The organism is Ralstonia sp. 22086 (genome assembly GCF_052045975.1).
Lineage (GTDB): Bacteria > Pseudomonadota > Gammaproteobacteria > Burkholderiales > Burkholderiaceae > Ralstonia > Ralstonia wenshanensis.
The window spans coordinates 384,176-409,801 of record NZ_JBQEPZ010000003.1 but is presented as its reverse complement, the minus strand read 5'-3'; the positions used below and the strand labels follow the sequence as shown (position 1 = coordinate 409,801).

Genomic DNA, 25,626 nt, shown 5'->3' with positions numbered 1-25,626 from the left:
AGGAACCTAGGCAATGGAAGCGAAGACCCCCAAAACACTCGGCCGCGTGAGCTTGATTGGTGCCGGCCCGGGCGCAGCGGACCTCATCACGGTGCGCGGTGCACGATTGTTGGGCGAAGCCGAGGTCGTGCTGCATGACGCACTGGTCTCGCCCGAGGTTTTCCAGTACTGCCCGCAGGCCGTGCTGATTGCGGTCGGCAAGCGTTGCGGCAAGCGTTCGACCGCGCAGCGCTTCATCAATCGCCAACTCGTCGATCTGGCCACCAAGTACCAGCGCGTCGTGCGTCTGAAGGGCGGCGATCCGATGCTGTTCGGCCGTGCTGACGAGGAACTGCAGGCGCTCGAGCAGGCCGGCATCGACTACGAAGTCGTGCCGGGCATTACCGCTGCGCTGGCAGCCGCGTCCGCCATCCGCCAGCCGCTAACCAAGCGCGGCGTTGCCCGCAGCGTCGCGTTCGTTACGCAAGCCAAGGCGGCCGATCCGGATACGCCGCAACCCGAAGGCGTCGTGCCGGAACCCGTGGCGCAGGCCGATTCGCTCGTCTACTACATGGGCCGCGATCAAGCCGCTTCCATCGCTGCAGACCTGATCGCCCGTGGCCGTGCCCCGTCGACGCCGGCCTGGGTGGTCGAAGCTGCAACCACGCCCGAGCAGCGCTCGGCTTGTTTCACGCTGCGGCAAATGGCCGATGGCGCCGCCGCGCAGTGGATCAACCCTGAGCATCCGAGCTTGCTGATGATCGGCGACGCGTTTGCCGCGCGGGCCACGGCATCCGCGCCGGAAGTCCTCGTCAGCGAGCCGCACATCCTGGCCGCCTGAGCGAAGCTCAGAACGCCAGCGCCACCTTCCCGAACACCGTTCCGGCTTCCATCGCCCGGAACGCCTCCCGCGCTTCCTGCCACGGCCGCACCTGATCGACGATCGGGTGCAAGCCGTGCAGCGCCAGCGCCCGGTTCATCGCCTCGAATGACGCGCGCGATCCGACTGACGCCGGCCGGATCACCGCCTTGCGCGCGAAAATCTCCAGCGGATTCACGCCACCCTCGCGCCCGGCCAGATAGCCGACCAAGTGGATCTGCCCGCCCACCCGCAACGCTTTCAGCGAGCGCTGCAGCGTGCCCCCGCCACCCACTTCGATGACGTGATCGACGCCGCGGCCGTCCGTGCGCGCGAGCACCGCTTCGTGCCATTCGGGCGTCGCGCGGTAGTTGATCGTGTCCGACTCGGGCACGCCCAGCCCCCGGACGCGCTCCAGCTTGGCGTCGCTGCTCGACAGCACAATGGGCCTCGCCCCCGCCATCAGTGCGAACTGCACCGCGAACATTGAGACGCCGCCGGTGCCCTGCACGAGTACCGTCTCGCCGGGCTGCAGGCCGCCAGCCTCAATCAGGCAATGCCAGGCGGTGAGGCCCGCGCAGGGCAGGGTGGCGGCTTCGGTGTCGCTCAGGTGCGGCGGCACAACCACCGCGCCACCCGCGTCCAGGCGGATGGTATCGGCCAGCCAGCCGTCGATCGGGCCGCCCAGCATGCGGCGCGTGTCGGCGTTGCGGAAGTCTCCGCCGTCCCAGCGTTGCCAGAAGGTGCCTGCGACACGATCGCCAATGCTTACGCGCGTCACGTTCTCGCCAATGGCCACGACTTCCCCAACGCCATCCGACAGCGGGATCAGCGGCAGCGGAAAGCGCGTGAAGAACGTGCCGGAGACAATTTCCAGATCGCGGTAGTTGAGCGACGCGGCGTGCGTGCGCACGATGATTTCGTCGGGGGCGGGTGTGGGCGTGTCGCGCTCGATGGGGCGCAGGGCGTCGATGCCGTAACCGTCGGTCAGTGCCAGGGCTTTCATGGTGTCCGTGTCCTCCGTGGGGGAAAGCAACGCAACAGCGCGTCTGGCGATACTGTGGCGCCTTGCCTAAGATGAATCCAATTCAATTTGCTCAAACAAAACATAACTACTAGGAATGTTTCCATGCTTGAGGAAATGCGCACCTTTGTGCTGCTGGCGCAGACCGGCTCGATTGCCCGTGTGGCCGAGCGCCTGCCGCTCACGCAGCCGGCCGTTACCAAGCAGATCCAGCGGCTGGAGCGCGCGCTGGATACGGTGCTATTCGACCGGCGCGTCAAGCCGTTCCGCCTGACAGCTGAAGGCGAAGCAGTGCTGGCACGCTGTCGCGCCATCGTGGGGGAGTTCGAGGCGCTGCGCAGCAGCGTGCGCGCGAGTGGCGAACCGGAAGGCTCGCTGCGCGTGGGCGTGAGCCATGCGGTGGGCGATGCGCGGTTTGCGCGCGTATTGTCGGGGTTGCGGGAGCGCTTTCCGGCCGTGTCATTCCGCCTGAGCTGTGAGTGGGGCGGTGTGCTGCGCGAACGCCTGAAACGCGCTGAACTGGACGCCGCGCTGTGGCTGACGCCGTCCAACGCCCGTGGCAACCATGCCGATGCGGACATTCGCGTGATCGGCACCGAGCCCGTCAGCCTGATTGCCGCGCCCGCGCGCAAGCTGCCGGCCACGCTGTCGATGGCGCAGGTCACTGACGAAGCGTGGGTGCTGAACCCCACCGGATGCGAGATGCGCGCCTGGCTTCTCGGCCGCTTCGAAGCGGATCGGTTGACCCCCAACGTCGCGGCGGAAGTGCAATCGGTGCCGCTACAGCACGCGCTGGTGGCCGAAGGCTTCGGGCTCGGGTTTGCGCCCGTGCGGCTGATCGGACCGCAAATCGCTGAGGGTTCGCTGTCGGTGCACAAGCTCACCTCGGCGCCCGCCGAGTGGGACGTCTGCGTGCAGCGCGCACCGTCGCTCGGCCGCATGGCGCGGGTGGTGGATGCGCTCGAATCGGCGCTGTCCACCGGCGCGGCAGTGGCGCGTTAATCACCTATGCCATCTCTGGACGCCCGCGAATGCCGCACGTCATCATCGAATACACCGCCAATGTCGAAGCCGATGCGCGCATTCCTGAGCTGATGCGCGTGCTCAACGATGTGCTGATCGGCCATGCGGATGTGTTTCCCGTTGGTGGCATTCGCACGCGCGCGCTGCGGCTCGATCAGTACCGCATGGCCGACGGCGCGGAAGACGATGCCTTCATCCACGTGACCTTCCGCATCAAGGCGGGCCGGCAAAAAGCCGTGACGGGGCCGATTTGCGCCGCGATGTTCGCCGCCATGCGCGCACATTTGGTCGACGTGTTTGCGCGCCGCTATCTTGGGTTGACGCTGGAGCTGGTGGAGTTCGACGCGCATGGCTTTTACGTCGAGAACAACGTGCATGCGCGCTTTGCGCGCGTCGCGGAACCGCAGTAGGACGTCTGGCTTAGCCGAGTTGCCGGACGCAATAACCTGCGATGGCGTCGAGCACGGTGTCGTCTTCGCCGACGGCGTCGGCGCAATGGATGGAGAGCGTGGGATGGGCCTGCGCGCATTGCGCGATCAGCGCCGGCAGATCGCGCCGCAGGTGTCCGCCCTGGCCGAAGAACACCGGCACGATGGTGATGCTCTGCGTGCCGTTTGTGGCCAGGTCGTCGATGGTGCCCGGTAGATCGGGCGCCATCAGTTCAAGAAAGGCGAGGCGCGTGTCGACGTCGGGCTGCTGCGCAGCCAAACGCGCTTGCAGGCGATCGAATGGTTCACGCCAGCGGGCATCGCGAGCGCCATGCGCGAAGAGGACAAGTGCGCGGTCGGCCATCAGTGGCGCTCCACCCAGCGCAGGCTGACCAGCGCTAGTGCCAGATACAGCGCGCCCGGCACGATGGCCGTGAAGATGGCCGGCCACGTGTTCAACAGGCCGACGTGCGAGAAGAGGTTGTTCACCAGCTGGAACGACAACCCCAGCATGATGCCCCCGAACACCTTCAGGCCAACCGCCCCCGCCCGTGCATGCAGATACGCAAAAGGCAGGGCCAGCGCCATCATCACCAGCACGGTGAACGGATAGACCACCTTCTTCCACAGCGCGATCTCGTAGCGCTGCGTGTCCTGCTTGTTGTCGCGCAGGTGACGGATGTACTGGAAGAGGTCCAGCGTAGCCATGCGGTCGGGTGTGACCATCAGCACGGACAGGATCTGCGGCGTGAGTTCGGAGCGCATCTCCTGCTGCGGCAGTTTGATCTGCTCGCCGCGGAAGTCAGGCGCCAGTGCATCGGGGGCGCCGGGCACGGCCTGCACGGTGTCCTGCGGGGCTACGCTGCCGGGCTTGCGCGGGAATTCAATGAAGCGCGTCTCCGTCACGTCGTTCAATTGCCAGTTCTGGTGGCCCTGGTAGCGCGCTTGCTCGGCTACGCGGATCGAACTCAGGCGGTAGTCGGAATCGAATTCATAGATGCGCAGGCCCTTGATGGATTGGTCCGGCTGCAGCGCGCCCACGTTGACGAAGCGGGTGACTTCGCCGCCCGTGCCGTCCGGCTTGGCAGGGCCGCGATCCTTGACCCACACGCCGGAGCGGAAGCCGGCCGACACCGTCGCGCCCAGTGCTTCCAGTCGCACCTTCTGTGCGTACTCTTCGGCCTTCGGGCCGATGAATTCACCAAAGATGTACGTAACCAGTGCCAGCGGCAGTGCAATCTTGAACAGCGACAGCAGTGCTCGGCGCGTATCGAGACCGGCCACGCGAAAGATCGTGAACTCCGACTGGCTCGCCATCTGCGAGAACACATAGATGGCGCTGATGAGCGCCGCCACCGGAATCACTTCGTACACGCGCGTCGGCGCCTGCAGCATCACGTGGAAAAACGCGATGAGCGTGGTGTAGCGTCCGACCACCGAGCCCAGTTCGCCCAGCATGTCGAAGAAGATGAACAGCGCCAGCACCGCAAACAGGATGAAGATGAACACCCCGTAGATCTGGCGTGCGAAGTACTTTTCATAGACCGGCATCTTCATCACGCACCCGCCTTCTTGGGTGCGAAGCCGAGCAGGGCGGAAATCCCTTTCAGGCCCGCCGCGCTGTAATGGCGGAAACGGAACAGCAGCACCGCGCAGATGAAGGCGACAAGGTGGATCGGCCACCATGCCATGAACACGTTCATCTTGCCCTGCGAGACCCACGCCTGCGACAGGTTCAGCAGGTTCGAATACGTCAGGTAGATCAGCACCGCGAAGATCATCGGTGTGTAGCGGCCCAGTCGCGGGTTCACGTAGGCCAGCGGAATGGCGATCAGCACGAAGTTCAGCGCCAGCAGCGGTAGGCCGATCCGCCAGACCAGCTCACCGAGGTTCTCGGGCGTCGGGTTGGCGAGCAGATCCTTCGTGGAGCGGCTCTTGGTGGGCAGGTTGGCGTCTGCCTGCGGCGGCTTGTTGGCGACCTTCACGCCGTATTTGTCGAACTCGACGATGCGGTAATCGAGCTTGCCGGGCGTGCCTTCATAGCGGCGGCCCTTGTCGAGCACGACAAAGCGGTCGCCGTTTGGCATGGTCTTGAATTCGCCGGTCTTGGCCATCGCCACGCCGATCTTGTCCTGTTCAGCATTGGCGACGAACAGGTTGCGGGCGTGCTTCATGCCGTTATCGACGCCCTCGATAAAGAGGACGTAGTTGCCGTGCGCGGGCTCGATGAAGCGGCCGGCGGAGATCATCGACAGCACGTCGCGTTGCTCGAAGCGGTCTCTGAACAATGCACTCTGCTGGTTGGCCCACGGCCAGCCGAACAGGGCCAGCAGCGCCACCAGCACGATGAACGGCAGCGAGAAGCGCAGCACCGGGCGGATGAAATCCGTCAGGCTGATGCCCGAGGTGAACCACACCACCATCTCGGAATCCTTGTACCAGCGCGTCAGCACCAGCAATACCGAGATGAAGAGCGTGGCGCACAGCAGGATCGCCAGGTAGCCCAGCGTTGCCAGGCCGATCAGGAGCAGGACGTCGTTCGGGTTCGCTTCGCCGTTGGCAGCCATGCCGAGAATGCGGATCACCAGGGTGGTCAGCATGAACGTCAGCAGCACGAGGAAGACGGCGCCGGCGGTGAAGGACAGTTCGCGTCGCAGGGCTTGTTCGAAAATCATGCGGATGCGGGAAGGGAGGGCGAGGTCTAGGCCAGGTTGGGACGATGCATGCCCCACTAGGTTCCATCGGAGCCCCCGCGCAAAATGGCGGATAATGTGGGCTTTCGTTGACTCGCCTCATAGAGAGAAGCGCGATGGAATTTAGCACAAAAGCCCTGGACTGGGCCAAAGCAGGCGCCCTGGCCGCCAAGAGCGATTGCCTCGTGATCGGTCTGTTCGAGTCGCAGACCCTGGCTGGCGCCGCAAAGGCGCTGGACGTGGCCACCAAGGGCCTGGTCGCCCGCCTCGTCAAGCTGGGCGACTTTGAAGGCAAGCGCGGCACGTCGCTGCTGTTGCACGAAGTGGCCGGCGTGGGCGCTGCCCGCGTGCTGCTGGTCGGCCTGGGCAAGGAAGCCGACTTCACCGACCGCGCCTACGCCGAAGCCGTGCGTACCGCACTGCGCGCCCTGGCCGGCACCAAGGCCGCCAGCGTGACGTGGACGCTCACCGAGCACGCCGCGCGCGACAAGGACACCGCCTGGGCCGTCCTGACCGCAGTCACGCTCATCCGCGAGGCCAGCTACCGCTTCATCGAGCGTCATCCGGAACTCAAGAGCAAGCGCGACAAGAACGGCACCAGTCTGCGCAAGCTCGTGCTGGCCGTGCCGGCAGCGGACGCCAAGGCCGCCAGCGTAGCCGCCACGCGCGGTACCGCCATCGCCAACGGCATGGACCTCACGCGTGATCTGGGCAACCTGCCATCCAACATCTGCACGCCGACTTACCTGGCCAACACCGCGCGCCAGATTGCCAAGGATTTCAAGCTCAAGGTGGAAGTGCTCGGCCGCAAGCAGATCGAAGCCTTGAAGATGGGGGCCTTCCTGGCCGTGACAAAGGGCAGCGTCGAGCCGCCGGCATTCATCGTGCTGCGCTACGAAGGCGGCCCGGCCAAGCAGGCCCCGGTGGTGCTGGTTGGCAAGGGCATCACGTTTGATACGGGCGGCATCTCGCTCAAGCCGGGTGAAGGCATGGACGAGATGAAGTACGACATGTGCGGCGCAGCTTCGGTGCTGGGCACGCTGCGTGCTGTGGCTGAAATGGGCCTCAAGCAGAACGTCATCGCCGTGGTGCCGACCTGCGAGAACATGCCCAGCGGTGTTGCCACCAAGCCGGGCGACGTGGTGACCAGCATGTCTGGCCAGACCATCGAGATCCTGAACACCGATGCCGAAGGTCGCCTGATCCTGTGCGATGCGCTCACCTATGTGGAGCGCTTCAAGCCGGCGGTGGTGATCGACGTGGCAACGCTCACGGGCGCCTGCATCATCGCGCTCGGCCACATCAACACCGGCATGTACGCCCGCAGCGATGCGCTGGCGGGCGCGCTGGTGGCGGCCGGCAAGCAATCGCTCGATACTGCGTGGCGCATGCCGCTGGATGAGGAATACCAGGAACAGCTCAAGTCCAACTTTGCCGACATGGGCAACATTGGCGGCCGCCCGGCCGGTAGCGTAACGGCCGCCTGCTTCCTGGCGCGCTTTACCGAAAAGTACGACTGGGCCCACCTGGATATCGCCGGCACGGCCTGGAAGAGCGGCGCGGCCAAGGGCGCCACGGGCCGCCCGGTGCCGCTGCTGACACGCTTCCTGATGGACCGCGGTTGATCACGCAGAGGCAAGGCACTGTATGACCCGCGTCGATTTCCACAGCAACGTGCCCGGCAAGCTGGCCTATGCCTGCCGGCTCGTGCGCAAGGCCTACGGCGCGGGCCAGAAAGTGATCGTGGTCGGAGATCAGGCTGCGCTGGAAGCGTTCGACACGCAGTTGTGGACGTTCAGCCAGCTCGATTTCCTGCCGCATTGCGGCCTGCGGCATCCGCTGGCTGCGCAGACGCCCATCCTGCTGGCCGATGCAACGGAGCCGCTGGACGACGCGCCGCATCACGACATCCTGGTCAACCTGTCGCCTGAACCGCCAGCACTGTTCGCGCGCTTCAGCCGGTTGATCGAAATCGTTGGCGATGACGATGCCGACCGCGCCGCTGCGCGCGATCGCTTCCGTTTCTACCGCGATCGCGGTTATCCGATCCAACACCACGACGTGGGGCGCGCATGACCGACGGACGCTATCCCGGGTCCCATACGGACAACAACATCCCCGTCCTGACGGAGATTGTCGAGCTGGAGGACGCGGCACCTGCGGCAGCGCCCGCCGCGAATCCGCCCACGTCTGCTGAAGCTCCCAACGTGGACGTCCCGCCCGCCCTGCGCGAGCAGGGCCTTGCGCCCACTTCGGCCATGCCGCCCGCAGGCACCGACGCGGCGCGCGTGATGGGTGACGTGATGTGGCGTTTCCAATCCGAATGGCCGGCGTTGATCGAGGCGCAGTGCCGTGCCGCCATGGAGTCGCGCCTGTCGCTGCTGAGTGAACAGCTGGCGGCGGAGCTGACCCGCACGCTCGAGGCCCGCCTGATGGATTGGCTAGGCGCCGCGCTGGACGATGCGTTGGCCGCGCAGCAGAAGCCGCCGCAGCGCTGATCGCACAAAGAAAAACCCGCCGTCCGGCGGGTTTTTTGTTGATATGGCCCCAGCTTAGTCCGTTACCGCGCCCTTGCTGGCCGTTGCCGCCAGTTTTGCAAACTTCGCCAGCACGCCACGCGTATAGCGCGGCGCGGGTTGCTTCCATGCTGCACGGCGGCGCGCAAGCTCATCGTCAGGCACGTTCAACTGCAGCAGGCGCTGGTGCGCGTCGATGGTGATCGAATCGCCTTCATGCACCAAGCCGATCGTGCCGCCCACGTACGCTTCCGGAGCGACGTGGCCGACCACCATGCCCCACGTGCCGCCCGAGAAGCGCCCGTCGGTAATGAAGCCGACCGACTCGCCCAGGCCCTTGCCGATGATGGCTGAGGTCGGGGCCAGCATCTCCGGCATGCCCGGGCCGCCCTTCGGCCCCAGATAGCGCAGCACGAGAATGTCGCCTGCCTTGATCTGGTCGCCCAGGATTGCGCTCATCGCGCTTTGCTCATCGTCGAACACGCGGGCCGGGCCGGTGATGACGGGGTTTTTCAGGCCGGTGATCTTCGCCACGGCGCCTTCCTCGGCTAAGTTGCCTTTCAGGATGGCGAGGTGGCCTTCCTTGTAGAGCGCCTTGTCGATCGGCAGGATCACGTTTTGATCAGCGCGCGGCTGGTCGGGCACGTGGGCGAGTTCTTCAGCCAGCGTCTTGCCGGTGATGGTGATGCAATCGCCATGCAGCAGGCCGGCGTTGAGCAGCAGCTTCATCACCTGCGGAATGCCGCCGGCCTCGTGCAGGTCGGTGGCCACGTACTGGCCCGAGGGCTTGAGGTTGCAGATGACGGGCACGCGCTGGCGCACCCGCTCGAAGTCATCGATCGTCCATTCCACTTCCGCCGCGTGGGCAATGGCCAGGTAGTGCAGCACGGCGTTGGTGGAGCCGCCGGTCGCCATGATGACGGCCACGGCGTTTTCGATGGATTTGCGCGTGATGATGTCGCGCGGCTTCAGGTCGCGGCGCACGGCTTCGACCAGCACGTGCGCGGATTCGGCTGCGCTGTCGACCTTCTCCTGATCGGGATTGGCCATCGTCGACGAATACAGCAGCGACATGCCCAGCGCTTCAAACGAAGAACTCATCGTATTGGCCGTGTACATGCCGCCGCAAGAACCGCTCGACGGACAGGCGTTCTTCTCGATGCCCTCGAAGTCTTCCTCGCTCATGCGGCCAGCCGTGAATTCGCCCACGGCCTCGAACGACGAAACGATGGTCAGGTCCTTGCCTTTCCAGTGACCCGGCTTGATGGTGCCGCCATACACGTAGATGCCCGGCACATTCGTGCGCGCCAGGGCGATCATGCCGCCGGGCATGTTCTTGTCGCAGCCGCCGATGACGACGACGCCGTCCATCCATTGGCCGTTGACACAGGTCTCGATGCAGTCGGCAATCACCTCGCGCGAGATCAGCGAGAACTTCATGCCCTCGGTGCCCATCGACATGCCGTCGGAAATGGTGGGCGTGCCGAAAGTCTGCGGATTCGCGTGGGCTTCTTTTACCGCTGCCACGGCGGCATCGGCCAGCTTCTGCAGGCCCGAGTTGCACGGCGTGATGGTCGAATGGCCGTTGGCCACGCCGATCATTGGATTGTTGAAGTCGTCTTTCGTGTAGCCCAGCGCGTAGTACATCGAGCGGTTGGGCGAGCGCGCCACACCCTGGGTGATGTGCTGCGAACGCTTGTTGTTTGGCATGGGAGTCTCCGTGGGGTCGGCACTATCGTTGTAGTCAACAGCCTGGCGCCCAGCATGCGCTTGGAGAAATAGAGCGTCAAATATATTATTTGCGATCTATTCAGTCGAAAAAAATATCAATCCACGCTATGGATCTGCGCCAGCTTCGCTACTTCGTGACCGTTGCCGAAGAACTGCATTTCGGGCGCGCAGCCGAGCGGCTTTCGATGACGCAGCCACCGCTGTCGCAGCAGATTCGCGCGCTGGAAGACGAACTGGGCGTCACGCTGTTCCATCGCACGCAGCGCTCCGTGGCGCTGACGGCCGTCGGTGCGCGCTGGCTGGTCGAGGTGCGGCGTGTGCTGGCCGAGGCGAATGCGCTGCCCGGCCTCGCGCAGCGGCTGGCGCGCGGGGAGGTCGGCTCGCTGTCGCTGTCCTTCGTCAGCACCGCCGATTACGGCATCCTGCCCGCCTTGCTGCGGCACTTCCGCGATGCGCGTCCCGACGTGCAGCTTCTGCTGCGCGAGGCCACCAGCGATGTGCAGATCGAAGCGCTCCTGGCCGGCGACGTAGATGCCGGCGTCGTGATTGCGCATCACGCCGGCTCCGTGCCGGGCGAACTGGAATACCGTCCGCTGGTGCGCGAGCGTCTCGTGCTGGCGGTGCCGGCGTCGCGCGCGGCGCAATGGGGCGTGGAGCCCGGTCAGCTGATTGCGCTGGCGGATGTCGCGACCGAACCGCTGATCATCTTCCCGCGACGGTCCGCGCCTGCGCTGTATGACATCATTACCGGCTATCATGCCGCGCACGGCGGCCGGCCCGAAGAACCCGGGGCTGCCACGCGGATCGGCCAGGAAGCCATCCAGATGCAGACCATCGTCAGCCTGGTCTCCGCTGAGATGGGGATTGCGCTGGTCCCGGCATCGCTATGCAACCTGCAGCGGACCGGCGTGGTCTATCTCGAACTCGCCGCGCCAAGCCCGTTCATCGAGACCGGGTTGGTGTGGCGGCGAGATGCGGCTTCGCCGGTGCTGCCGTGGTTCGTGGCCAGTGCCGAAGCCGTTGCCAAGCTGCAAGAAGACAACCAAACCTGAAACCCACAGGATTCATGCTCATCCATCCGCAATTCGATCCCGTCGCCCTGCATCTGGGGCCGCTCGCCATCCGCTGGTACGGCCTGATGTATCTGGCGGCGTTCATCATGTTCCTGTGGTTCGGCCGCCTGCGCACGCGCCAGCCGCACATCGCCGCCGAAGGCTGGAGCGGCCGCGACCTTGACGACATGCTCTTCTACGGCGTGCTCGGCGTAATTCTCGGCGGGCGCCTCGGCTACGTCCTGTTCTACAAGCCGGATTGGTATTTCGCCCACCCGCTCGACATCTTCAAGGTCTGGGAAGGCGGCATGGCCTTCCACGGCGGCTTCCTGGGCGTGGTCGTGGCGATGATGCTGTATGCGCGCATGCGCGGCCGCTCGTGGATGCAGGTGACCGATTTCATCGCGCCGATGGTGCCGTGCGGCCTCGCGGCGGGGCGCCTCGGCAACTTCATCAACGGCGAGCTGTGGGGCCGCGTGTCGTCGCCCAATCTGCCGTGGGCGATGATGTTCCCGCAGGCGCAAGGCGAAGACCGGGAGTGGCTGCTCTCGCACGCGCAGGAGGCGGTCACCAGCGGCGTGCAGGCCCTGTTCGACCAGTACCACATGCTGCCGCGCCACCCCTCGCAGATCTATCAGTTCCTCGGCGAAGGCGTGCTGTTCTTCATCCTCCTGTGGCTGTATGCGCGCAAGCCGCGGCCGACGGGCGCGGTGTCGGGCGCATTCCTGCTCGGCTATGGCGTGTTCCGGTTCGCTGCCGAATTTGCGCGTGAGCCGGACAACTTCCTCGGCCTGCTGGCGGCGAACCTGTCGATGGGGCAGTGGCTGTCGCTGCCGATGATCCTGATCGGCATCGCCATGCTGGTTTGGTCTTACCGTCGTGCAGGCAACGGCGCAAAAAACCAGGCGCACGCCTGACGCTGCTACCGCGCACATAGAAAAAGCCACCGAATGTCGGTGGCTTTTTTCATGGAGCGGCTCGCTGCTTATTTCAGCATCTGCACGGCGCCGGAAACGGTCACCGTTACCTGCGCCTTGCCGCCTTCGATAGGCACCGGCGCCGAATCGAACGATGCCGGAGCGGCTGCCATGCGCATCATCGGACGCGGGCCCGGGTTGTTGCTGCCCTCGCTCACGTGCACATCGCGAATCGTGTAGCTCGTGTAGCCGAACAGCTTGGTGGTCGTCAGGGCCTTGTCGCGGAACGAGTTCACGGCCTGGTCCACCAGCTTGGCTTCCGCCGCCGTGCGAGCCTCGCGCGAGAGCGTGAAGTTCACGTTTTGCACCTGCATCTGGTTGGCCAGTTGGCCTGCCAGCTTGGACGCGGCTGCAAAGTCCTTCGACGTGATGCGCACCTCCGCACGGCCACGCCAGACGCTGATCTTGCCGTTGCGATCGGTGTTTGGATAGATATTGAAACCGCCTGTTTCTGCCTGCACGCCGGACGTGCGCTTTGCCTGGTTGATCACCTCATCGGCCTTGCGCGACAGAGCCGTGGAAATCGCGCCCGGGTCGGCACCTTCCTGCTCGGCGCTCAGCGTGAGCGTGACAGTGTCAGTCGGCACTTCGGCCACGGCCTGCGCGTCTAGCGACAGCACGCCTGAATGATTCGTTTCAGGAGCGGCTTGTGCGAAAGCAGTCGTCATCATTGCAGTCCCCAAAATGGTTGCGGCCAGGACAGATTTCATTGTGTTCTCCCAAAAAAGCAATGTGATGCGTCTGACTGGCTGTTACGCGCATCGTTCATCACGTTTGTAACAATTCCCTGCCGATGCCAACCATTCACTCAGGATCGCGCATCAATTTGGTTGTGATGTAACGCCATTGCGCGGGCGTGACGGGCGTGATCGAAAGGCGGTTGCCGCGTTGCAGCACCGTCATGTCGGCAAGCTGTTCCTGTGCACGCAACGTGGGCAAATCGATCAACGCGCATTTGCGCACGAACTTCACGTCGACGAGCATCCAGCGCGGCGCTTCCGCCTTCGAGGCGGGGTCGTGGTAATGGCTCTTGGCGTCGAATTGCGTGGGATCGGGATAGCTGGTCGAGCAGACTTCCGCCAGCCCCGCGATGCCGGGCTGCGGACAGGAAGAGTGGTAGAACAGCACGCCATCGCCGATGCGCATGCGGTCGCGCATGAAGTTGCGTGCCTGATAGTTCCTGACGCCGGTCCAGGGCAAGGTGCCTTCGGCGTGCAGCGTGTCGATGCTGGCCTCGTCGGGCTCGGACTTCATCAACCAGTATTGGGTGGCCATCGTGTGGGGTGCGCGGGCGACGTGCAGGGAGGTGACGGTGTGCGCAGCATAGCAACACGGCTGCAGCCTCGCCATTGGCGCTGTGGCAATGGCGGGCGTATCGAGGATAGACAAAGAAAAAGGCAGTAGCGCACATGTGCACTACCGCCTTTTATTGGGTCCCCACCTTGGCCGCTAGACCCGCATCCTGAACCCAAGTGAGGTTCAGAGTGGCAGCGGAAGCCGCATTTCGGGTACATCACCGGCACAGGGAGCCCACGACTTGCGTCGCACGCTATGCACTGGAAGACGCGCTCGCCCACACGGCATATCCCGCACCAAGCAATGCTTATCGGTTCAAGGAATTAATGGCCATGGCGAACCAGGCAGGGAAACTGTCAGACGCATCATCACGCTGTATTTTGAGCGCATGGCGATGCGTCTGAAAGATTCATCGCAGGCAACCGTTTTTCTCTACCCTGTAGCCGCTAAAGCCTTATGCTGCAAGGGTTTGCGGGAGATCCCGGAAGCCATTGGGTGACACTATACACCCGTTCGCATCCGAACCCAAGCCCGGATGCGATCCGGTTACAAACACGTTTTGTATTGAGTCAAATGACTTCACCGTACTGGCGCAGCGCCTCGTCCGTGCGGGCGTTCAGGTCGGCCAGTTTGGCGCGAATCGTGTCGATCGGCAGGGCGGAATCGGAGGCGGCCTGGCGTTGCATCGACAGCAAATCCGAGGCGATGCTGATGGCGGCCATCACGGCAACCCGCTCGATGCCCTTGGTGTTCGAGCCGTTCTTGATGCGGGTCATCTGGTTGTCGACCATGGCTGCGGCTTCACGCAGGGCCGCTTCGTTATCGACCGAGACGGCAAACTTGTAGGGCTGCCCGGCGATGTTCACTTCAATTTGCTTGCTGCTCATGCTTAGGTCTCCGAGTGCGGGGCGGGGGCGGCCGTTGTTTCTTCGGCGCCGGCGGCCTGGCCGAGGAGGTCAAGCTGGCGCGCGTCGGTGGCCGTGGGCAGCTTGTCGAGAATCGATTGGATGCGCAGTTGCGCTTCTTCGATCTTGGCATTGAGCACGCTGCGATCGGCGACCATCGCGTCGCGCTCGGTCTTGGAGGCCTCGGCTTCCGCCTGAAGCCGCTCGACTTCGGCGCGCAGGCGCTGGTTCTCGGCGGCTAGCGCATCGGCGTGACGCAGCACGCGCGCGATCTTGCCGGCAAGTTGTTCGAGTTCGTTCAGCATTGGGTGTCAATCAGAATCGAGTGGGGGGATTTTAGCCGATCATGCGCGTCGCGCCTGTCCTCCATACGGATGCGCAATATGTGGCGGCATGAGGCGACGCAGCCGGCACAGCGGGCGTAGGGTGTGTTTTTACCGCGAATGCGGCAAGTTTTACGCGCCTTTTCCGTTAAACTTCGCGGCGTCCTGGTGCCCGCAGCACCATCTGCAGTTAAACGGGAAGCAGGGAGCGCGCGCCCCAAGCGATGCGCCAACCTGCGCTGCCCCCGCAACGGTAAGCGAACGTCGCGTGTGCCCGCCATCTCGCAAAGAAGATGGGTGCCGCGCGGTCTGTCCATACGCCACTGTTCCCTCGGGAATGGGAAGGCGGACAGGCCGCTTCGCCAGCCCGGATACCGGCCAGGACGGTGGATCTCAGAGCCGATGTGCAACCCTGGAGGGAACCGCATCGAGATCCTGCTGCCAGCGACCCGCGGGGGAACGGGTCGGGCTGACGCTTCTTGTCTTTTCAACATGAGCTTGACTACAAAGCGGCCACTCCGGATGCCCCGGACGGCCATGCGCGCGCTTGCCGGCGCACTAACGGGGGTTATGGCAGGTGCAGTTGCGCCGGCCTGGGCACAAAGCAATACACAGGCAGCCAGCACGCCAGTGGGTGAACTGAACCCGACGGTGGTGACCGCCTCGCGCAGCGAGCAGCCCCTATCGGATGCGTTGCCCCATACCACGGTGATCTCGCGCGCCGACATTGAGCGCTCGCAGGCGCCGGATGCCGTGACGCTGCTGCGCCGCGAAGCCGGCATCGAGATCGCGCAGAGCGGTGGCCCCGGCTCCACCGCCAGCATCTTCATGCGTGGCGCCAGTTCCAACCAGACGCTGATTCTGATTGACGGTGTGCGCGTGAGTTCCGGAACCACGGGCAGCGCCCAGATCGACCAGCTGATGGCCGATCAGATCGATCACATCGAGATCGTGCGCGGAAACGTCTCCGCGCTGTACGGCTCGGACGCGATTGGCGGCGTGGTGCAGATCTTTACGCGCAGCGGCAAGGGACATCCGCCGCTGGCCAATGCGGAAATCGAGTACGGCGCGCGCAATACCAGGCGGGCGCAGGCGGGCATCGGCGGCTCGCTGGGCGAGCGGGGCGATACGTCGTTCGCGCTGTCGGTGTCGGAGTTCAAGACGAATGGCTTCTCCTCCATCAACCCGTTGCAGGCGCCGAACGCCAACCCGAACGACAACTACTACACGAACAAGAGCGTGTCGGCACAGTTGTCGCATCGGTTCTCGGCAGACTGGCAGGCCGGGCTGACCTACCTCCAGACCTGGGGCGATGTCAGCTACGACAGCGCCTTCGGCCAGCCTACCGACATCAACGTCGCGCACAACGTGGTGCGCTCGATGTCGGCCTACGTAGACGGCAAGGTGACGCAGGACTGGAAGACGCGTGTGACGCTGTCCCAAGGCGATGACCGCAGCTTGAACTACACGAACGGCGTGTTGCAGGTGCCGGCGCGTTTCAACACGCGCAACCAAACGGCGAGCTGGCAGAACGACTGGGCCTTCATGCCGAATCAGTTGCTCAAGGTGGGGCTGGAGCATCTGCAGACGAGCATCGACAGCGACGCCTACGACGTGCCCACGCGCAACGTCGATTCCGCCTACATCGGTTACGAAGGCAAGTTCGGTCCGCACCAGTTGCAGTTGAACGTGCGTCGCGACCGCTACTCGGACTTTGGCGGCGCCAACAGCTACTACGCCGGTTACGGCTTCGCGTTCAACCCGCAATGGAAGGCGGTGGCGAGCGTGAGCAACGCCTTCCGCGCGCCAAGCTTCAATGAACTGTACTACCCGTTCTTCGGCAACCCGAACGTGCAGCCCGAGAAGGCGCGCTCGGTGGAAGGCGGCGTGGAATACAGCAGCGCGATCGGCTTGGTGCGCATAACGGCGTTCGAGACGGACTACAGCAACCTGATCACGGCCGTATGCGATGCAGACTTCAATTGCTCCGCAGCCAACGTCAACCGCGCACGTGTGAACGGGCTCGAGACGTCGTATCGGGGTTCGATCTATGGCGTGGACCTGCGTGCGAGCTTTACCATGCAGAACCCGCAGGACTTGTCGGCCAACCGGCTGCTGTCGCGCCGTGCACGGCACTTTGGCAGCGTTTCGGCGTACAAGACGTTCGGACCGTTCTCTGCGGGTGTGGAGTGGAATGCGGCGGGCGATCGTCAGGATTCGACCAAGACACTCGGCGGCTATGGCCTGCTGAACCTGGTCGGCCGCTACCAGATCACGCCTGACTGGGCGGTGTCGGCACGTGTTGAAAACGTGACGAACAAGAACTACCAGTTGATCTATCCGTACAACACGGCATCGCGTGGGGTGTTCTTCACGCTGTCGTGGCAACAGCACGAACCGAAGCGATGACAACACCTGCACTGCCCGCACGCGGTTTTGCCTGGCGACTGTGGTTGCTGCTGGCGCTTGCGTGCGTGGTGGTGCTGGTGGCGTCATTGATGCTCGGCAGTGTGAAGCTGTCGCCCGCCGAGGTCTGGCGGGCCCTCTTTTTTGGCAATAGCGGTGGCGACAGCCTGGCTGCAGGCATCGTCACCGAATTGCGCCTGCCGCGTGCGGGCGCTGCGTTTGCTGCCGGCGGGCTGCTGGCCTTTGCCGGGGCGCTCATGCAGATGCTGCTGCGCAATCCGCTGGCCGATCCGTATGTGCTGGGCGTGTCCGGCGGCGGGGCCGTGGCGGCCCTCACGGCGATGTTGTTTTCGCTGCCGTGGTGGGCGGTGCAGACGAGTGCCGGCGCGGGAGCATTGCTGTCGATGGCGCTGGTGGCGGCGTTGGCGCGTCAGCACCTGTGGCGTGGCGAGCCCGGCGAGGCCAACGCGCGCTTGTTGCTCGGTGGCGTGGTCATGGCCTCCGGCTGGGTCGGCCTGATCACGCTTATCTTGACAGTGGCGCCCGAGAACAAGCTGCGCGGCATGATTTTCTGGATGGTCGGCGACTTGGGGGGCGCCGATCGTTACGCGGGCGCCTTGATGGCGCTCGTGGTGGCGGTGGCCGTGGTGCTGCCCCATGCGCGCGACCTGAACGTGCTGCTGACCGGCGAAACCCGTGCCCGTGCGCTGGGTGTGCCAGTAGCACGTGTGCGTGCGTTGATCTATGTGGTGGCTTCGCTATGCACGGCGGTGGCGGTAACCATTGCGGGCTCGGTCGCCTTTGTCGGCCTGCTGGTGCCGCATATGGTGCGCCTGGCATGGACGCGCGACGTGCGCATCCACCTGCCTGCCGCGGCGATGGCTGGCGGCGGGCTGCTGATGCTGGCCGACCTGATCGCCCGAACGCTGATCGCCCCAACGCAACTGCCCGTGGGCGTGATCACCACCCTGCTAGGGGTGCCGACGTTTCTTTACTTGCTCATGCGGACCGCGCGATGAGCTGGTGGCGCCGTCCACGTCCCGCAACGGACGCATGCGCGCAGTTGGATGCGGCGCCAGAACTTGCGCTGCGCGATCTGCGGGTGACCATCGATGGACGCGTGTTGATCGAGCGGTTGTCGATGACGGCCACGGCAGGCCAACTCTGGTGCGTGGTCGGACCGAACGGCGCGGGCAAGTCGACATGGCTTGCCGTGCTGGCTGGTTTGCGCTTGCCGGACGGCGGCAGCGTCACGCTCGACGGTGTGGCGCTTGCCGACTGGCCTGCACTGGCGATGGCCCGCCGCCGCGCGTTTCTGCCGCAGACCTTGCATGACACCTTTCCGATCACGGTGTACGACGCCGTGATGACCGGCCGCCACCCGCATCTCGCGCGCTGGGAGTGGGAGGGCGATGCGGATGCACGCGCTGTAGATGCCGCGGTGTCTGCGCTGCAGTTGCACTCGCTGGCACAACGCGATGTGCGCACGCTTTCTGGCGGTGAACGTCAGCGCGTGGCGATGGCTGCCGTGGTGGCGCAAGAGGCGCGCGTGCTGCTGCTCGATGAGCCCGTTGCGCACCTCGATTTGCATCAGCAGGTTGCGGTGTTGCGCCTGTTGCGCGAAGGCTGCCGCAAACACGGCTGGTTGGTCGTGCTGACGGTGCATGACTTGAACCTCGCGCGCCGCTTCGCCACGCACGCGCTGCTGATGGACGGCGAAGGGCATACCACCGCCGGCATCGCTGCCGATGTGCTCACCCCCGAGCACTGCGCGCGCGTGCTGCACACGCCGATTGCCGAGGTGGCCGACGGCCGCCGTACGGCCTTGATTCCCGATGATTCCGATGACGACTGAAGGCAACAATGACGCGCTGAACGAGCGCCACCGCTCGCGCATGCAGCGCAAGAAGGCTGTAGTGGATGCCAAGATCGCCGCCGCCACCGACGTGCGCGGCGTGCTGCTTGTCAACACCGGCAACGGCAAGGGCAAATCCAGCTCCGGCTTTGGCATGGTGATCCGCGCCATGGGCCACGATATGCAGGTCGGCGTGGTGCAGTTCATCAAGGGCGCGATCCCAACGGGAGAGGAGCGTTTCCTGCGCCGGTTTCCCGAGCAATGCAGCTTCCACGTGATGGGCGAGGGCTACACGTGGGAAACGCAGGACCGCACGCGCGACATTGAAAAGGCGCAAGCCGCATGGACCTGCGCGCGCGAGCTGTTGAACGATCCGACCGTCGGCCTCGTGCTGCTGGATGAACTGAACATTGCGCTCAAGTACAACTACCTTGACGTGCAGACCGTGCTGGCTGACTTGCGCGCGCGGCCGCCGGCGCAGCATGTGGTGATTACCGGGCGCGGTGCGCCGCCCGAATTGATCGACGCCGCAGATACCGTGACCGACATGACGCTCGTCAAGCATGCGTTTTCCCAAGGCATCCAGGCGCAGCCGGGAGTCGAACTGTGATGAGCCAAGCCATGCACATTCCACCATTTGATGATGCGCTGCGCGCGCGCCTGCAGGTCGCCGTAGACAGCAAGACCAAGCCGCTCGGCGCGCTGGGCCGGCTCGAATCGTTGGCCGTGCAGATCGGCCTGATCCAGAACACCGATACGCCGCAGCTCACGCGCCCTGCAATGGTGGTGTTTGCCGCCGACCACGGCATCGCCCATGCCGGCGTGAGCGCGTACCCGCAAGCGGTGACCGCCCAGATGGTGCTCAACTTCATCGCGGGTGGTGCGGCTGTCAATGTGTTCTGCCGCCAGCATGGGTTTGCATTGGAGGTGGTGAACGCCGGGGTCGCCGCACCGTTGTGGACTGCGGATACGCCCGGCTTGGTCGACGCACCTGTCGGCCCCGGCACGCGCAACTTCGCCGACGAGGGTGCTACGCAGGCCGCCATGACCGCCGACGAACGCGACCGCGCCATGGCACTCGGCGCGCAACGCGTGGCACACCACGCGGCGCTCGGCACCAACGTGATCGCGCTGGGCGAAATGGGCATCGCCAACACGGCCTCTGCCGCGTGCCTGATGGCGCGGTTATGCAATCTTCCGGTCGCGCAATGCGTTGGCCGCGGCACGGGGCTCGACGATGATGGCCTTGCCCACAAGCGTGCCGTGCTGGAGGCTGCAATGGCCAAGCATGCAGACGTACGCGAGCCGCTGGACGTGCTTGCGTGCTTCGGCGGGTTCGAGGTCGCGGCGATGGTGGGTGCGGTACTCGAGGCTGCGCAGCGGCGCATGGTCATCCTCGTCGACGGGTTCATTGCCACGGCCGCGGTCCTGGTGGCGGCGCAGGTGGCGCCCGACGTGCTGCGCTATTGCGTATTCGGGCATGTGTCAGACGAGCGTGGGCATCGCGCGCTGCTGGAGGTGCTCGATGCGCGGCCGCTGCTGTCGTTGTCGTTGCGGTTGGGAGAGGGCAGCGGTGCGGTGCTGGCGTATCCGGTGGTCGTGGCAGCCGTGGCGTTCCTGCGCGAGATGGCGACCTTCGCCAGCGCAGGCGTGAGCGGGCGCGCATCGCCATGAACGCCTTGCGTGAACACTGGCAGGCGCTGTGGACGGCGGTCGGGTATTTCACCCGCATCCCCGTGCCGGCGTCGGTTGGGTTCTCGCAAGCGGGGCTGAATCGCGCGGCGCGCTACTTTCCGCTGATCGGGTGGTTGGTGGGCGCCGTGGCAGCCGCGGTGTATTGGCTCGTGTCACGCACGGTGCCCGCGCCCGGTGTGGCGGTAGCCGTGTCGATGGTGGCTACGCTGTTGTTGACCGGCGCGTTTCATGAGGACGGTCTGGCCGATTGCGCAGACGGCTTTGGTGGCGGCTACACGCCTGAAGACCGGCTGCGCATCATGCACGACTCGCGCATCGGCGCGTTCGGGGCGATTGCCGTGTGCATGGCGCTGCTGCTGAAGTGGCAATTGCTCAGCGCGATGGCGCCGCATGGCATGGGCATCCTCGTTGCAATGGTGGCTGCGCACGCTGCAAGCCGCGCGGCGGCCGTCAGCTACCTGCTCACCCACGACTACGTGCGCGCCGAAGGCAAGGCCAAGCCCGTTGCGCAACGCATGCGATGGAGCGATGCCTTGTGGGCCGGCGTGTTCGGCATCGCGCCTTTGCTGTGGTTTGGGCCGGTGTGCGCGGCGTTCATTGCTGGCGGGTTGTTCGTTGCGCGCTGGCTGCTGGGCCGCTACTTCGTGCGCCGCATCGGCGGCATCACGGGCGATTGCCTGGGCATGGCGCAGCAGATTTTCGAGCTGCTGATCCTGTGGGGGTTGCTGGCATGGATGTCATCCTGATCCGCCACGCGCGGCCTGCCATGGCGGCCGGTCTCTGCTATGGCCGCACCGATCTGGATCTGGCTTTGCCGATGGATCCTGCGCCTTCATCCATCGTCGAGAAGCTCAGCGCCCACGCCCCACATCGCCTGTTGGCGAGTCCATTGCAGCGCAGCCGTCTGACGGCCGAAGCCTTAGCGCAAGCGGCTCAACTTCCCGCGATCGAGATCGATGTGCAATTGATGGAACTCGATTTCGGCGCCTGGGAAGGCTGCCAGTGGGATGACATCCCGCGCGCAGAAATCGACCAGTGGGCACGTGATCTTGTGCACGGTAATCCGCATGGCGGAGAGTCGGCGGCGGATTTGCTGGCGCGCATGACGACCTGGGCCGAGGCAACAAGCGCGACGCCCGCGGCTTGCGTGTGGGCGGTGACGCATGCCGGCTGTATGCGTGCACTGGCGTCGCATTGGTTGCAGCGGCCGTTGGCCGAGACGCTGCAATGGCCGTTGCAATGGGGCGCAGCCTGCGGCTTTCGCGTGCAGCCTGACGCATTACCGGTGCTGCTGTTCTGGAACCGCTGACCGGCGGCGCGGTTCAGCGGCTCAACCCGTTGGTGGTTTGTGAACCGAGGCGCCGCATGCGGGCTTGCTCCAGGTCTTCGCACAACAGTGTTGCTGCGTCCACCAAGCGGGGGCCGAAGCGGTTGATCAGGTCGCCATTGATGCTGAAGAGGTTGCCGCGCTGCACGGCCAGCAATTGCGGCCAGCGCTTCCACGCGTCGAGCGTGTCGATCGGGCGGCTGCCTTGCGTGGCGCCCATGCTCGCGGTCAGCAGCACTTCGGGGTTCGCTGCGATGACGGCTTCGGGCGAAACGGTCGGCACCAGCAAGGGCTCGCCCGCAAACACATTGCGGCCGCCGCACAACGTCAGCATGTCAGAGAAGATGTGCTGGCCGTTGAGCGTCATCAGCGGCTGTTCCCATACCTGGTAGAACACCGAAACCGGGGGGCGGCTCGCGTAGCGCTGGCGCAATGCATCGGCGCGTTGGCGGAATTGCTGGGCCGCGTCGTGCGCGCTGGCACGGGTGTCGAGCAGCGTACCGAGTGCCTCGATCGAGCGCGGAATATCGCTCATGCGATGCGGCTCGGAGAAGAACAGCGGAATGCCCAGCGCACGCAGCCGGTCGATCTGCTTCTGCGCATTGCCGTGGCGCCAGACCACCACCAGATCGGGCTTGAGGGCGGCAATGCGCTCCAGATCGAGCGAGCGGTTATCTCCCACGTGAGGAATGTCGCGCGCAGGAGGCGGGTAGTCGCTGTAAGCCACGGTGCCGACGATGCGTGCGCCGCCGCCGGCCGCGAACAGCAGCTCGGTCGCATGCGGGGCGAGGCTGACGATGCGTTGAGCGGGGCGCTGCAGCGTAACCGTGGCACCGCTATCGTCTGTGACGGAAATGGCGGCAAGGGCCGGTGCGGCAGCGATCGTGAGCGCAATGGCGGAGAGGCCGCACGCAAGAACGCGACGGGTGAGACGAGAGAGGCAAGCGGGCATCGGGGGGGCAGGTCAAGCAGGGTGCGACAGCGATGCTAGCGCATCGGCAAGGCGTTGCCATCCAGTCTCATCCGGCGGCAAGCCGAAGCGCAGGCCGCTGACGGGTACATTGAACCGGCGGGTCCAGATGCCAAGGCGCGCCAGGCTTGCATGGAGGGCCGGTGCATGCGGCGCCTGTGCCCAGGCAAACAGCGGGGTGGCGGCATTTGGCAAGCCGTGGCGATCCAGCAACGCCGAGAGCCGCGCCCCCGCATGCTGCAGTTGCGTGCGCGTTGAAACTTGCCAAGCGGTATCGGCCAGCGCCGCACGTACCACAGCACGGGCGGGGCCGTTGACGGTCCAGTGCCCGAGCGCCTCGCGCAGCGCAGACACCAGCTCAGGCGCAGCCAGCGCGAAGCCGATGCGCGCGCCCGCCAGCCCGTAGAACTTGCCGATCGAGCGCAGCACGACGAGCCCCGGCACGCCAGCCAGGGGCGCCAATGTGGGGCCATCGTTGAACGCTTCGATAAAGGCCTCGTCCACGATCAACGACCCGCCGCGCGCATGCAGGCGTGTGTGCCAATCGCGCAGGGTCTCTGCGGGCAGCACGCGTGCCGTCGGGTTGTTCGGGTTGACGACAACCAAGTGCCGCAGGTCGCTTGGCAGGTCACCGAGGAAGGCGGCTTCGGGCAGCGGCACGACGTCATGGCCTGCGCGCGCAAAGGCGGGCGCGTATTCGCTATAGCCGATCTGCGCGATGCCGGCACGCCCGCGCGGCAGCAGGGTCGGAAGGGTGCGGATTGCTGCTTGCGAACCTGCAACCGCCAGCACGGCCCGCGCGTCGATCACGCCGTAGTGCGCGGCGGCCTGCGCTTCGAGGCCATCGTCTTCGGGCAGGCGCAACCAGGCATCGGGTGGGATCGGCGGGATGGGGTAGCCGTGCGGGTTGATGCCTGTGGACAGGTCAAGCCAGCCGCCGGCAGGCTCTCCGTACTGCACGCGTGCGGCCGCGAGATTGCCACCGTGGACGATGGCGTTCACGACAGGCGCCACGCCAACGCTGCGATCAGGCTCAGTACGCCGAGCCACAACCACAACGTGCGCGACACGAGTGTCAATGCCCGCGCGATATCGGCTGCGGCCGCCATTTCTCCGGTGCCGAGCGAAGGGCGCGCTTCGTCCACGCCTTCGTAGCGCGCTGCGCCGCCGAGCTGAACGCGCAGGCTGCCTGCACCAGCAGCCATCACCGGGCCAGCGTTGGGGCTCGACCATTGCGGGGCTTGCGTGCGCCAGCAGCGCAGCGCATCGGCGGTGTGGCCGAGTAGCGCGTAGCTGATTGCAGTGAGTCGCGCGGGCATCCAGTTGAGCACATCGTCGATGCGGGCCGCCGCCCAGCCAAAGCCGGTAAAGCGCGCATTGCGGTAGCCCCACATTGCATCAAGCGTATTGGCCAGCCGATACAGCACGACGCCCGGGGCGCCTGCCACCACAAGCCAGAACAGCGGTGCGAAGACGGCATCGCTGCCGTTCTCCAACGCGGATTCCACCGCGGCGCGCGCGATGGGCTCATCGGTGGCTTGCGTGAGGTCACGCGAGACAATGCGCGAGGCGAGGGCGCGTGCACGCGGCAGATCCGCATCGCGCAGCGCAAGCGCGATCGGCGCGATGTGGTCATGCAGGCTACGCGCGCCGATGGCGAAATAGAGCGCGATGGCATCAAGCGCTGCCACCGGCCACGGTGACACATCACGCGCAATGACGACGAGCCATCCCGCCAGCAGCACAAACGGCAAAACGGCGACTGCCCATGCAACGAGACCGACGACGCGCGACCACGCTACCGCAGCAGGTACGCGGTTCATACCGTGTTCAATCGCTGTTGCGATGCGTCCGAAGCCGACCAGCGGATGCCAGCGCGGTACCTCGCCGAACAGCCGGTCGAGCAGCACGCCCGCGAGCGCGGCCAGCGTCACGAGCGCCCATCCGAGATCGAATACGCCGCCCGACGACACGCTCACGTTGCAGCGCCGGGTGCCGGCCCTTTCACCACCATCGGAATGCCGGCCACCAGCAGATGCACGTTGTCGGCCAGCGCGGCGAGGCGTTGGTTCAGCCGGCCAAGCTCGTCCACGTAGAAGCGCGTGACGGCGCCCATCGGCACTACGCCCAGTCCGATTTCGTTGCTGACAAGGATGACCTCACCGGGCAGCAGCGGCAGGGCGGTAAGGAGCGCATCGATCTCGGCCGTCCAGGCCGCGGGCGGCGTGACGAGGCCTGTTTCGGGGTATTCGTGATGCTCAGAGAAGAGCAGATTGTTGAGCCACAGCGTCATGCAATCGACCAGCACGCAGCCACCGTGCTGCGCGTGCGTGTAGAGCGCTTCGGCCAGGCGCACGGGCTCTTCGACCAGCCCCCAGTTGGCCGGGCGTCGCGCGCGGTGGAGGGCCACGCGCAATTGCATCTCTTCATCGCCCTCGCCGGCGGTGGCGACGTACGTGACGGGGCCCGCGCATTGCAGCGCGAGCTGTTCGGCGTGATGGCTTTTGCCCGAGCGGGCACCCCCGAGAACGAGTGTGAGGCGGCGTGACATTCCGGCATTTTAGCGA

At 65.3% G+C, this 25,626-nt stretch carries 28 protein-coding genes, 1 other RNA gene and 1 riboswitch; of the genes, 15 read left to right on the top strand and 14 right to left on the bottom strand.

Annotation, left to right across the window (positions count from 1 at the left end; all coding sequences use genetic code 11):
- Positions 1-13: 13 nt before the first annotated feature.
- The gene (gene cobA / locus ACTJK6_RS15045; RefSeq protein WP_322017425.1) at positions 14-820 is read left to right on the top strand and encodes a uroporphyrinogen-III C-methyltransferase; all 807 of its coding nucleotides are present in this window, start codon (positions 14-16) and stop codon (positions 818-820) included.
- 7 nt (positions 821-827) lie between these two features.
- Here the strand turns inward: cobA and ACTJK6_RS15040 are convergent, their stop codons facing one another.
- Complete coding sequence (locus ACTJK6_RS15040) at positions 828-1,844, bottom strand: zinc-dependent alcohol dehydrogenase family protein (protein WP_343618940.1); 1,017 nt, start codon at positions 1,842-1,844, stop codon at positions 828-830.
- Positions 1,845-1,967: 123 nt separating this feature from the next.
- Between ACTJK6_RS15040 and ACTJK6_RS15035 the strand changes: the two genes are divergently transcribed.
- Both ACTJK6_RS15035 and ACTJK6_RS15030 read left to right on the top strand, forming a co-directional pair.
- Positions 1,968-2,864, top strand: coding sequence for a LysR family transcriptional regulator (locus ACTJK6_RS15035; RefSeq protein WP_433865042.1), 897 nt, complete (start codon positions 1,968-1,970; stop codon positions 2,862-2,864).
- Positions 2,865-2,893: 29 nt separating this feature from the next.
- Complete coding sequence (locus ACTJK6_RS15030; RefSeq protein WP_343618942.1) at positions 2,894-3,295, top strand: 5-carboxymethyl-2-hydroxymuconate Delta-isomerase; 402 nt, start codon at positions 2,894-2,896, stop codon at positions 3,293-3,295.
- Between the two features lie 10 nt (positions 3,296-3,305).
- Here the strand turns inward: ACTJK6_RS15030 and ACTJK6_RS15025 are convergent, their stop codons facing one another.
- The 3 genes from ACTJK6_RS15025 to lptF are packed head-to-tail and all read right to left on the bottom strand — an operon-like array spanning position 3,306 to position 5,988.
- Positions 3,306-3,677, bottom strand: coding sequence for a sirohydrochlorin chelatase (locus ACTJK6_RS15025; protein WP_440839485.1), 372 nt, complete (start codon positions 3,675-3,677; stop codon positions 3,306-3,308).
- Positions 3,677-4,870, bottom strand: a complete 1,194-nt coding sequence (lptG, locus tag ACTJK6_RS15020) for an LPS export ABC transporter permease LptG (RefSeq protein WP_440839484.1) — start codon at positions 4,868-4,870, stop codon at positions 3,677-3,679. The genes ACTJK6_RS15025 and lptG overlap by 1 nt, the downstream gene beginning before the upstream one ends.
- Positions 4,870-5,988 carry an LPS export ABC transporter permease LptF gene (lptF, locus tag ACTJK6_RS15015; protein ID WP_147213297.1) on the bottom strand — a complete coding sequence of 373 codons (1,119 nt, stop codon included), beginning with the start codon at positions 5,986-5,988 and terminating at the stop codon, positions 4,870-4,872. The genes lptG and lptF overlap by 1 nt, the downstream gene beginning before the upstream one ends.
- A gap of 134 nt (positions 5,989-6,122) precedes the next feature.
- On the opposite strand from lptF, the gene ACTJK6_RS15010 reads away from it, so the two are divergent.
- The 3 genes from ACTJK6_RS15010 to ACTJK6_RS15000 are packed head-to-tail and all read left to right on the top strand — an operon-like array spanning position 6,123 to position 8,504.
- On the top strand, positions 6,123-7,631 hold the full coding sequence (locus ACTJK6_RS15010; protein WP_232040766.1) for a leucyl aminopeptidase: 1,509 nt from the start codon (positions 6,123-6,125) through the stop codon (positions 7,629-7,631).
- Positions 7,632-7,653: 22 nt separating this feature from the next.
- Complete coding sequence (locus ACTJK6_RS15005) at positions 7,654-8,082, top strand: DNA polymerase III subunit chi (protein WP_206274972.1); 429 nt, start codon at positions 7,654-7,656, stop codon at positions 8,080-8,082.
- Entirely contained in the window at positions 8,079-8,504 is a 426-nt protein-coding gene (locus ACTJK6_RS15000) for a DUF2486 family protein (protein ID WP_232040765.1), read from the top strand. The genes ACTJK6_RS15005 and ACTJK6_RS15000 overlap by 4 nt, the downstream gene beginning before the upstream one ends.
- A 54-nt stretch (positions 8,505-8,558) precedes the next feature.
- Here ACTJK6_RS15000 and ilvD read toward each other — a convergent pair whose 3' ends face one another.
- Positions 8,559-10,232 carry a dihydroxy-acid dehydratase gene (gene ilvD / locus ACTJK6_RS14995; RefSeq protein ID WP_440839483.1) on the bottom strand — a complete coding sequence of 558 codons (1,674 nt, stop codon included), beginning with the start codon at positions 10,230-10,232 and terminating at the stop codon, positions 8,559-8,561.
- Between the two features lie 128 nt (positions 10,233-10,360).
- On the opposite strand from ilvD, the gene ACTJK6_RS14990 reads away from it, so the two are divergent.
- Complete coding sequence (locus tag ACTJK6_RS14990) at positions 10,361-11,305, top strand: LysR substrate-binding domain-containing protein (protein ID WP_440839482.1); 945 nt, start codon at positions 10,361-10,363, stop codon at positions 11,303-11,305.
- Positions 11,306-11,319: 14 nt separating this feature from the next.
- Positions 11,320-12,222: a prolipoprotein diacylglyceryl transferase gene (gene lgt, locus ACTJK6_RS14985; protein WP_232040762.1), complete on the top strand. Its 903-nt coding sequence runs from the start codon at positions 11,320-11,322 to the stop codon at positions 12,220-12,222.
- A gap of 68 nt (positions 12,223-12,290) precedes the next feature.
- Here lgt and ACTJK6_RS14980 read toward each other — a convergent pair whose 3' ends face one another.
- The 5 genes from ACTJK6_RS14980 to ACTJK6_RS14960 form a co-directional block, all read right to left on the bottom strand.
- Entirely contained in the window at positions 12,291-12,992 is a 702-nt protein-coding gene (locus ACTJK6_RS14980) for an SIMPL domain-containing protein (protein ID WP_260801996.1), read from the bottom strand.
- A gap of 94 nt (positions 12,993-13,086) precedes the next feature.
- Positions 13,087-13,557: an EVE domain-containing protein gene (locus tag ACTJK6_RS14975; protein WP_440839481.1), complete on the bottom strand. Its 471-nt coding sequence runs from the start codon at positions 13,555-13,557 to the stop codon at positions 13,087-13,089.
- A gap of 155 nt (positions 13,558-13,712) precedes the next feature.
- A non-coding RNA gene (gene ssrS, locus ACTJK6_RS14970) (6S RNA) lies at positions 13,713-13,932 on the bottom strand.
- Between the two features lie 215 nt (positions 13,933-14,147).
- On the bottom strand, positions 14,148-14,465 hold the full coding sequence (locus ACTJK6_RS14965; RefSeq protein ID WP_092972874.1) for a cell division protein ZapA: 318 nt from the start codon (positions 14,463-14,465) through the stop codon (positions 14,148-14,150).
- 2 nt (positions 14,466-14,467) lie between these two features.
- Positions 14,468-14,788, bottom strand: coding sequence for a hypothetical protein (locus tag ACTJK6_RS14960; RefSeq protein WP_260801993.1), 321 nt, complete (start codon positions 14,786-14,788; stop codon positions 14,468-14,470).
- Between the two features lie 167 nt (positions 14,789-14,955).
- Positions 14,956-15,203: riboswitch (cobalamin riboswitch) on the top strand.
- A 125-nt stretch (positions 15,204-15,328) separates the two neighbouring features.
- Here ACTJK6_RS14960 and ACTJK6_RS14955 point away from each other — a divergent pair.
- The 7 genes from ACTJK6_RS14955 to cobC are packed head-to-tail and all read left to right on the top strand — an operon-like array spanning position 15,329 to position 22,071.
- Entirely contained in the window at positions 15,329-17,215 is a 1,887-nt protein-coding gene (locus ACTJK6_RS14955; protein ID WP_232040758.1) for a TonB-dependent receptor domain-containing protein, read from the top strand.
- Positions 17,212-18,231 carry a FecCD family ABC transporter permease gene (locus ACTJK6_RS14950; RefSeq protein ID WP_440839479.1) on the top strand — a complete coding sequence of 340 codons (1,020 nt, stop codon included), beginning with the start codon at positions 17,212-17,214 and terminating at the stop codon, positions 18,229-18,231. Before ACTJK6_RS14955 ends, ACTJK6_RS14950 begins: the two co-directional genes overlap by 4 nt.
- Positions 18,228-19,067 carry an ABC transporter ATP-binding protein gene (locus tag ACTJK6_RS14945; RefSeq protein WP_440839478.1) on the top strand — a complete coding sequence of 280 codons (840 nt, stop codon included), beginning with the start codon at positions 18,228-18,230 and terminating at the stop codon, positions 19,065-19,067. Before ACTJK6_RS14950 ends, ACTJK6_RS14945 begins: the two co-directional genes overlap by 4 nt.
- On the top strand, positions 19,057-19,677 hold the full coding sequence (gene cobO, locus ACTJK6_RS14940) for a cob(I)yrinic acid a,c-diamide adenosyltransferase (RefSeq protein WP_440839477.1): 621 nt from the start codon (positions 19,057-19,059) through the stop codon (positions 19,675-19,677). The genes ACTJK6_RS14945 and cobO overlap by 11 nt, the downstream gene beginning before the upstream one ends.
- Complete coding sequence (gene cobT / locus ACTJK6_RS14935; protein WP_440839476.1) at positions 19,677-20,741, top strand: nicotinate-nucleotide--dimethylbenzimidazole phosphoribosyltransferase; 1,065 nt, start codon at positions 19,677-19,679, stop codon at positions 20,739-20,741. The genes cobO and cobT overlap by 1 nt, the downstream gene beginning before the upstream one ends.
- Positions 20,738-21,508: an adenosylcobinamide-GDP ribazoletransferase gene (locus tag ACTJK6_RS14930; protein WP_433865018.1), complete on the top strand. Its 771-nt coding sequence runs from the start codon at positions 20,738-20,740 to the stop codon at positions 21,506-21,508. The genes cobT and ACTJK6_RS14930 overlap by 4 nt, the downstream gene beginning before the upstream one ends.
- The gene (gene cobC, locus ACTJK6_RS14925; RefSeq protein ID WP_440076155.1) at positions 21,493-22,071 is read left to right on the top strand and encodes an alpha-ribazole phosphatase; all 579 of its coding nucleotides are present in this window, start codon (positions 21,493-21,495) and stop codon (positions 22,069-22,071) included. The genes ACTJK6_RS14930 and cobC overlap by 16 nt, the downstream gene beginning before the upstream one ends.
- A 13-nt stretch (positions 22,072-22,084) precedes the next feature.
- Here cobC and ACTJK6_RS14920 read toward each other — a convergent pair whose 3' ends face one another.
- From ACTJK6_RS14920 to cobU, 4 genes are read right to left on the bottom strand one after another with little or no spacing between them, the layout of a single operon-like run.
- Positions 22,085-23,041 (bottom strand): cobalamin-binding protein, encoded by a 957-nt coding sequence (locus ACTJK6_RS14920; RefSeq protein WP_440839474.1) that lies wholly within the window; start codon positions 23,039-23,041, stop codon positions 22,085-22,087.
- 12 nt (positions 23,042-23,053) lie between these two features.
- The gene (cobD, locus tag ACTJK6_RS14915; RefSeq protein ID WP_440839473.1) at positions 23,054-24,061 is read right to left on the bottom strand and encodes a threonine-phosphate decarboxylase CobD; all 1,008 of its coding nucleotides are present in this window, start codon (positions 24,059-24,061) and stop codon (positions 23,054-23,056) included.
- On the bottom strand, positions 24,058-25,038 hold the full coding sequence (cbiB, locus tag ACTJK6_RS14910; RefSeq protein ID WP_440839472.1) for an adenosylcobinamide-phosphate synthase CbiB: 981 nt from the start codon (positions 25,036-25,038) through the stop codon (positions 24,058-24,060). Before cbiB ends, cobD begins: the two co-directional genes overlap by 4 nt.
- On the bottom strand, positions 25,035-25,610 hold the full coding sequence (cobU, locus tag ACTJK6_RS14905) for a bifunctional adenosylcobinamide kinase/adenosylcobinamide-phosphate guanylyltransferase (protein ID WP_232040748.1): 576 nt from the start codon (positions 25,608-25,610) through the stop codon (positions 25,035-25,037). The genes cbiB and cobU overlap by 4 nt, the downstream gene beginning before the upstream one ends.
- Positions 25,611-25,626 lie beyond the last annotated feature (16 nt).

Coding starts and splice junctions, on each gene's coding strand:
- ilvD (WP_440839483.1), bottom strand. CDS start 10,232: ATGCCAAACAACAAGCGTTCGCAGCACATCACCCAGGGTGTGGCGCGC.
- ACTJK6_RS15025 (WP_440839485.1), bottom strand. CDS start 3,677: ATGGCCGACCGCGCACTTGTCCTCTTCGCGCATGGCGCTCGCGATGCC.
- ACTJK6_RS14930 (WP_433865018.1), top strand. CDS start 20,738: ATGAACGCCTTGCGTGAACACTGGCAGGCGCTGTGGACGGCGGTCGGG.
- ACTJK6_RS14965 (WP_092972874.1), bottom strand. CDS start 14,465: ATGAGCAGCAAGCAAATTGAAGTGAACATCGCCGGGCAGCCCTACAAG.
- ACTJK6_RS15035 (WP_433865042.1), top strand. CDS start 1,968: ATGCTTGAGGAAATGCGCACCTTTGTGCTGCTGGCGCAGACCGGCTCG.
- ACTJK6_RS14955 (WP_232040758.1), top strand. CDS start 15,329: ATGCCCCGGACGGCCATGCGCGCGCTTGCCGGCGCACTAACGGGGGTT.
- ACTJK6_RS14960 (WP_260801993.1), bottom strand. CDS start 14,788: ATGCTGAACGAACTCGAACAACTTGCCGGCAAGATCGCGCGCGTGCTG.
- ACTJK6_RS15010 (WP_232040766.1), top strand. CDS start 6,123: ATGGAATTTAGCACAAAAGCCCTGGACTGGGCCAAAGCAGGCGCCCTG.
- ACTJK6_RS15030 (WP_343618942.1), top strand. CDS start 2,894: ATGCCGCACGTCATCATCGAATACACCGCCAATGTCGAAGCCGATGCG.
- lptG (WP_440839484.1), bottom strand. CDS start 4,870: ATGAAGATGCCGGTCTATGAAAAGTACTTCGCACGCCAGATCTACGGG.
- cobA (WP_322017425.1), top strand. CDS start 14: ATGGAAGCGAAGACCCCCAAAACACTCGGCCGCGTGAGCTTGATTGGT.
- lptF (WP_147213297.1), bottom strand. CDS start 5,988: ATGATTTTCGAACAAGCCCTGCGACGCGAACTGTCCTTCACCGCCGGC.
- ACTJK6_RS15005 (WP_206274972.1), top strand. CDS start 7,654: ATGACCCGCGTCGATTTCCACAGCAACGTGCCCGGCAAGCTGGCCTAT.
- ACTJK6_RS14945 (WP_440839478.1), top strand. CDS start 18,228: ATGAGCTGGTGGCGCCGTCCACGTCCCGCAACGGACGCATGCGCGCAG.
- cobO (WP_440839477.1), top strand. CDS start 19,057: ATGACGACTGAAGGCAACAATGACGCGCTGAACGAGCGCCACCGCTCG.
- cobT (WP_440839476.1), top strand. CDS start 19,677: ATGAGCCAAGCCATGCACATTCCACCATTTGATGATGCGCTGCGCGCG.
- lgt (WP_232040762.1), top strand. CDS start 11,320: ATGCTCATCCATCCGCAATTCGATCCCGTCGCCCTGCATCTGGGGCCG.
- cobU (WP_232040748.1), bottom strand. CDS start 25,610: ATGTCACGCCGCCTCACACTCGTTCTCGGGGGTGCCCGCTCGGGCAAA.
- ACTJK6_RS14920 (WP_440839474.1), bottom strand. CDS start 23,041: ATGCCCGCTTGCCTCTCTCGTCTCACCCGTCGCGTTCTTGCGTGCGGC.
- ACTJK6_RS14990 (WP_440839482.1), top strand. CDS start 10,361: ATGGATCTGCGCCAGCTTCGCTACTTCGTGACCGTTGCCGAAGAACTG.
- cobC (WP_440076155.1), top strand. CDS start 21,493: ATGGATGTCATCCTGATCCGCCACGCGCGGCCTGCCATGGCGGCCGGT.
- ACTJK6_RS14975 (WP_440839481.1), bottom strand. CDS start 13,557: ATGGCCACCCAATACTGGTTGATGAAGTCCGAGCCCGACGAGGCCAGC.
- ACTJK6_RS15000 (WP_232040765.1), top strand. CDS start 8,079: ATGACCGACGGACGCTATCCCGGGTCCCATACGGACAACAACATCCCC.
- ACTJK6_RS15040 (WP_343618940.1), bottom strand. CDS start 1,844: ATGAAAGCCCTGGCACTGACCGACGGTTACGGCATCGACGCCCTGCGC.
- ACTJK6_RS14950 (WP_440839479.1), top strand. CDS start 17,212: ATGACAACACCTGCACTGCCCGCACGCGGTTTTGCCTGGCGACTGTGG.
- ACTJK6_RS14980 (WP_260801996.1), bottom strand. CDS start 12,992: ATGAAATCTGTCCTGGCCGCAACCATTTTGGGGACTGCAATGATGACG.